The following is a 5,886-nucleotide window of genomic DNA, read 5'->3' as shown; positions in this document are numbered from 1 at the left end:
GCCTGCGCAGGCCCGGCTTGTGTGACACGGCGGCGACCACCTCCAGGACGTCGCCGCCACCGAGGTCGGCGTGGATCCACCCCCAGCGTCTGGCGTTGCCGTGACCGTAGATGTGGGCGACGCCGCCGCGCCACGCTCCGATGGGCGAGGCGGTGTCTCCGACGGTCAATGAGCCGGTGAAGTCGGCGGTGGGTGCCAGCACGACCTGTGCGCCGGGCAACAGCTCGCGCTCCCACGCCAGGCGGGGGAAGGTCCACAGCGGGCGAGCGGTGTCCGTCCAGGACAGGTCCCAGGCCAGCGATCCGGCCCGGCCGGCCAGCTGCCCATCGGCCACTCGAACCCCGGCGGTGCTGAACCAGTCGGCGCCGGTCGCGGGCTGCGCGGGCTCCGGGCCGAACCGTGCGGTGTGCGGTGACCCCTCGGACGGAAACCGGGTAACCCAGCCGTGCGCGTAGGGAGCCCCCTGTACGGGAGCCACCGTCTCGCAATGGATCCACAACCCCGCGCCGGTCCGAGTGTCGGACAGGGTGGCGTACCAGACCTCGAGGCGCCCCGCCTCGCCACGCCATCGTGGGGCGGCGGCCGATCGCTTTTCGTCGTCCATCACGTGCTCCGTCGCCGACCGCAGTCCGCGGCTCACCGGGTATCAGGAACTGGGCGGCTACTCGGCGATACGAGTCGCCGGGTGCACTGCAATGAGCCCTAACTTGCTGCGGCGCTTGCACATCGCGGCCAGTTCCGAGTACGCCTTGGCGCCCAGCAACTCGGTGAGTTCGTCGGCCAAGCTTTCCCACACCTGCTTGGCGCCGACATGAGCGGCCGGATCGCCGGTGCAATACCAATGCAGGTCGGCGCCACCGGAACCCCAACCGCGACGGTCGTATTCGGTGACCCAGGTCTTGAGGATCTCAGTGCCGTCGGGCCGGGTCACCCACTCCTGGCTACGACGGATCGGCAACTGCCAGCAGACATCGGGCTTCATGGTCAGCGGCGGCACGCCGAGCTTGAGGGCCTTGCTGTGCAGCGCGCAACCGACACCGCCGGCAAAACCTGGCCGGTTCAAGAAAATGCACGCATCTTTGTGCTTTCGGGTGCGGTACTGCGGTTGGCCGTCATGCTCGTCGAGTTCCAGATAACCCTTGCGGCCCAACCCTTTTTCGCGAAACTGCCAGTCGGCGTCGGTCAGCTTCTTCACCGCGTCGTCCAGGCGGGCGCGGTCGTCGTCGTCGGACAAGAACGCGCCGTGCGAGCAGCACCCGTCGTCCGGGCGGCCCTCAACCGTGCCTCGGCACGCCGGGGTGCCGAACACACATGTCCACCGGGAGAGCAGCCAGGTCAAGTCGGCCGCGATCAGGTGCTCGGGGTTGTCCGGGTCGTAGAACTCCACCCATTCGCGGGCGAAATCCAGTTCGACCTCTTGTCCCGGTTCCAGGTGCGAATTCGCCACGGAGTCCACGTTAGACCACAATTCGGCCCTTGCGAGCCGTTGACACTCAAGCCAGCTATGGCCGCTATCACGGCAGGTTGACCGGGTCGCGCAAGGCACCACGTCAGCGGCTTCGTTAGGTTGTTTACGTGCGATTGGGCGTTCTCGACGTGGGTAGCAACACGGTGCATCTGCTGGTGGTGGATGCTCACCGTGGCGGTCATCCCACACCGATGAGTTCGACGAAAGCGACTTTGCGGCTGGCCGAGGCCACCGACAGCGCCGGCAAGATCACCAAACGCGGTGCCGAGAAGCTGATCTCCACGATCGACGAATTCGCCAAGATCGCCGACAGTTCCGGCTGCGCGGAGATGATGGCCTTCGCCACATCGGCGGTCCGGGACGCCGGCAACTCCGACGATGTGCTGGCCCGGGTGCGCAAGGAGACCGGCGTCGAGTTGCGGGTGTTGACCGGAGTCGACGAGTCGCGGCTGACCTTCCTGGCGGTGCGCCGCTGGTACGGGTGGAGCGCGGGCCGCATCATCAACCTCGACATCGGTGGCGGTTCGCTGGAGATTTCCAGCGGGCTGGACGAGGAGCCCGAGGTGGCGTTGTCACTGCCGCTAGGCGCCGGCCGGCTGACCCGCGAGTGGCTGCCCGACGATCCGCCCGGCCGACGCCGGGTGGCGATGCTGCGGGATTGGCTGGACGCCGAACTCTCGGAGGCCCGCGTCAACATCCTCGATGCGGGTAGCCCCGACCTGACGGTGGCGACATCGAAGACGTTTCGCTCGCTGGCGCGGCTCACCGGAGCGGCGCCGTCGGGCGCCGGACCACGGGTAAAAAGGACGCTGACAGCAAACGGCCTCAGGCAACTCATATCTTTCATCTCTAGGATGACGACCGCTGACCGGGCAGAACTGGAAGGAGTGAGCGCCGAGCGAGCACCGCAGATTGTTGCGGGTGCTCTGGTGGCCGAGGCAAGCATGCGAGCGCTGTCGATCGAATCCGTGGATATTTGCCCGTGGGCGTTACGGGAAGGTCTCATCTTGCGCAAACTGGACAGCGAAGCCGACGGAACGGCCCTCATGGAGCCTTCGGTGCGCAATGCTGGAGGCCAGGTAGTTGATCGGAATCAGAACCGATCGAGAGGCGACAAACCATGACCGGACCGCACTCCGAGACCGAGAGCCCCGGCACTCGGCCGATCTCCGTTGCCGAATTGCTGGCCAGAAACGGGACTATCGGCGCCCCGGCGGTCACCCGGCGGCGCCGCCGGCGCCGCGGTGACAGCGACTCCGTGACCGTCGCCGAGCTGACCGGCGAGATCCCGGTGGTCAGTGACGACGACGAACCCGAACACGACGCCGCCGGCGCCATCGACGTCGCCGCACCGGCTCCGCCCGCCCAACCCGCCGCCGCGGCCGAACGGGTGGCGAAAGACGAGCCGAAAGCGCCCTACTGGTCCGAGCCCGAGCCGCGCTGGCCCAAGTCGCCGCCGCAACCCAAACGGGCGCCGGGACCCGAACGCAGCGAATACCCTCGGCCGTTGCCCGATGCCGGCCTGTCCGGCCGAGGCACCGGCCAGCCGGGAGCCTCCGGGGCCGAAGACATGAGTCCCGACCCGATGGACCATTACGCCGATATCCCGGTGGACGTGATGGACTCCGACGTGCGCGAGGCCGAACCGGCGCTGGAGGACTCCGCGTACGTGCGCTCTTTCCTGCACGGGGATTCGGCGCTGGACGAGGACGAGGACGCCGACGGATCGTCGGCCGCCGCGATGCTCGGCGACGAGGAGCACCACGATGTCCGGGAGCGGCACTCGGACGCAGACCTGGATGCGGACCTGGAGCAGGGCAGATTCGGCGCAGTGTGGCGCGGCGGTGTGGTGGTGCTGCAGTCGATGCTGGCCGTCGCGTTCGGCGCCGGTTTGTTCGTGGCCTTCGACCAGCTGTGGCGGTGGAACAGCCTGGTAGCGCTGGTGCTATCGGTGCTGGTCATCCTGGGCCTGGTGGCCGGGGTGCGAGTGGTTCGTAAAACCGAGGACATCGCCAGCACGTTGATCGCGGTCGCGGTCGGTGCGCTGATCACCCTGGGTCCGTTGGCCCTGTCGTTGCAATCGGGCTAGCGGCGCCGTAGACAGTGCGCCCAGCCATCAAAGTCGGCCTTTCCACGGCTTCGGTGTACCCGTTGCGGGCCGAGGCCGCCTTCGAGTACGCGGCCCGGCTGGGTTACGACGGCGTGGAACTGATGGTGTGGGCCGAGTCGGTCAGCCAGGACGTCGATGCGGTCAAGAAGCTGTCGCGGCAATACCGCGTCCCGGTGTTGTCCGTCCATGCGCCTTGCCTGCTGATCTCGCAGCGGGTCTGGGGCGCCAACCCGGTGCCCAAGCTGGATCGCAGCGTGCAGGCCGCCGAACAGTTGGGCGCGCAGACCGTCGTGGTGCACCCCCCGTTTCGCTGGCAGCGGCGCTATGCCGAAGGCTTCAGCGAGCAGGTGGCGAAGCTGGAGGCCTCGAGCGAGGTGATGGTCGCGGTGGAGAACATGTTCCCGTTCCGGGCGGACCGGTTGTTCGGATCCGGCCAGTCGCTGGAACGGATGCGCAAACGCGGCGGCGGCCCCGGTCCGGCGATTTCGGCGTTCGCGCCCTCCTACGACCCGCTGGACGGCAACCACGCCCACTACACGCTGGACCTGTCCCATACCGCGACCGCGGGCACCGACTCGCTGGACATGGCCCAGCGGATGGGGGCGGGCCTGGTGCATCTGCACCTGTGCGACGGCAACGGTCTACCCGCCGACGAGCATTTGGTGCCCGGGCGTGGCACGCAGCCCACTGCCGAGGTGTGTCAGATGCTGGCCGGCAGCAATTTCGCCGGGCACGTCATCCTGGAGGTGTCCACGTCCAGCGCGCGTTCCGCCAACGAACGCGAAGCCATGCTCGCCGAATCGCTGCAGTTTGCCCGTACGCATCTGCTGCGCTGATCAAGCCAGGAGAAATCCCAGACACATGAGTGCCCTATTCACCACCGCAATGACGTTGCGGGAGGTCGGTTCAGGCGTCTTCGAAGGCGAGCTCGACAAGCGCTGGACGATCGGTCCCAAGGTGCACGGGGGCGCAATGCTGGCGCTGTGCGCCAACGCCGCCCGCACCGCCTATGGCGACCAGCCGGATGGGCGCGAATCGGTCCAGCAGCCGGTCGCCGTGTCGGCGAGCTTTCTGTGGGCGCCCGACCCGGGCCAGGTGCGGTTGGTGACATCGATCCGCAAGCGGGGCCGCCGGATCAGCGTCGTCGACGTCGAGCTCACCCAGGGCGATCGCACCGCGGTGCACGCCGTGGTGAACCTGGGCGAGCCCGAGCACTTTGATGGCCAGGTGAAGCCGCTGTTGTCGGCCAACCCGGTGCTGGAGCTGATGGCGCCCGAGCCCCCCGACGACATCGAGCCGATCGGGCCCGGGCATCCGCTGGCCGGCCTGGTCCACCTGGGGGAGGGCTGCGACGTGCGGCCGGTGCTGTCGACGATGCAACCCCGCACCGACGGGCGTCCGCCGGTGATCCAGATGTGGGCGCGCCCCCGCGGAGTGGCCCCGGACGCCTTGTTTGCGCTGATGTGCGGCGATCTGTCGGCGCCGGTGACCTTCGCCGTGGACCGTACCGGCTGGGCGCCCACCATCCAGCTCACCGCCTTCCTGCGCGGCCTGCCGGCCGACGGCTGGCTACGCATCGTCGCGACCTGCACCGAGATCGGGCATGACTGGTTCGATGAGGACCACACCGTCGTCGACAGCCTGGGCCGCCTGGTGGTGCAGGCCCGCCAACTGGCATTGGTCCCTGCCGCTCGCTGATACGCGGGGTCTGCGATGCTTTCCGGCATGGCAAGAATCGCGATCATCGGTGGTGGCAGCATCGGGGAGGCACTGCTGTCGGGTCTGCTGCGGGCGGGCCGACAGGTCAAAGACCTGGTGGTGGTCGAGCGGGTGCCCGAGCGCGCCAAGTATCTGGCCGACACCTATTCGGTGCTGATCAGCCCGGTGGCAGACGCGGTGGAGAACGCGTCGTTCGTCGTGGTTGCCGTGAAGCCGGCTGACGTCGAGTCGGTGATGGGGGAGATCGCCCGCGCGGCCGGCGCCGCCGAGAGCGATACCGCCGAGCAGGTGTTCGTCACGGTCGCGGCCGGGATCACCATCACCTACTTCGAGTCGAAGCTGCCGGCCGGCACCCCGGTGGTGCGGGCGATGCCCAACGCGGCCGCCCTGGTCGGCGCGGGGGTCACCGCCTTGGCCAAGGGCAGGTTCGTCACCGCGCCGCAGCTCGAGGGCGTCTCGGCCCTGTTCGACTCCGTTGGCGGGGTGCTCAGCGTTCCGGAAGGCCAGATGGATGCGGTGACCGCGCTCTCGGGTTCCGGCCCGGCCTATTTCTTCCTGTTGGTCGAAGCCCTTATCGACGCCGGCGTCG

The 5,886-nt window shown here is 68.3% G+C and carries 6 protein-coding genes and 1 pseudogene; 5 read left to right on the top strand and 2 right to left on the bottom strand.

Going from position 1 to position 5,886, the window contains the following annotated elements; all coding sequences use genetic code 11:
• Positions 1–604: pseudogene (locus A5625_RS26765) on the bottom strand (hypothetical protein); the annotation flags it as partial.
• Between the two features lie 57 nt (positions 605–661).
• Positions 662–1,456, bottom strand: coding sequence for a hypothetical protein (locus tag A5625_RS26760; protein ID WP_067001575.1), 795 nt, complete (start codon positions 1,454–1,456; stop codon positions 662–664).
• Between the two features lie 119 nt (positions 1,457–1,575).
• Between A5625_RS26760 and A5625_RS26755 the strand changes: the two genes are divergently transcribed.
• From A5625_RS26755 to A5625_RS26735, 5 genes are all read left to right on the top strand, one after another.
• Entirely contained in the window at positions 1,576–2,592 is a 1,017-nt protein-coding gene (locus A5625_RS26755) for a Ppx/GppA phosphatase family protein (RefSeq protein ID WP_067001572.1), read from the top strand.
• Positions 2,589–3,557 carry a hypothetical protein gene (locus tag A5625_RS26750; protein ID WP_067001569.1) on the top strand — a complete coding sequence of 323 codons (969 nt, stop codon included), beginning with the start codon at positions 2,589–2,591 and terminating at the stop codon, positions 3,555–3,557. Before A5625_RS26755 ends, A5625_RS26750 begins: the two co-directional genes overlap by 4 nt.
• Positions 3,558–3,571: 14 nt before the next feature.
• Positions 3,572–4,414 (top strand): sugar phosphate isomerase/epimerase, encoded by an 843-nt coding sequence (locus A5625_RS26745; RefSeq protein ID WP_067001567.1) that lies wholly within the window; start codon positions 3,572–3,574, stop codon positions 4,412–4,414.
• 25 nt (positions 4,415–4,439) lie between these two features.
• Complete coding sequence (locus tag A5625_RS26740) at positions 4,440–5,276, top strand: thioesterase family protein (protein ID WP_067001564.1); 837 nt, start codon at positions 4,440–4,442, stop codon at positions 5,274–5,276.
• A 27-nt stretch (positions 5,277–5,303) separates the two neighbouring features.
• A partial coding sequence (locus A5625_RS26735; RefSeq protein WP_197516246.1) for a pyrroline-5-carboxylate reductase occupies positions 5,304–5,886 on the top strand: 583 nt, incomplete at its 3' end.

The organism is Mycobacterium sp. 1465703.0 (assembly GCF_001672975.1).
In the GTDB taxonomy this organism is placed as follows: Bacteria; Actinomycetota; Actinomycetes; order Mycobacteriales; family Mycobacteriaceae; genus Mycobacterium.
The sequence above is the reverse complement of the archived record's forward strand: the minus strand, read 5'-3'. Positions and strand labels throughout refer to the sequence as shown.

Excerpts from the sequence above, each read along its gene's own strand:
- A5625_RS26750 (WP_067001569.1), top strand. The coding sequence starts at position 2,589 with ATGACCGGACCGCACTCCGAGACCGAGAGCCCCGGCACTCGGCCGATC.
- A5625_RS26740 (WP_067001564.1), top strand. The coding sequence starts at position 4,440 with ATGAGTGCCCTATTCACCACCGCAATGACGTTGCGGGAGGTCGGTTCA.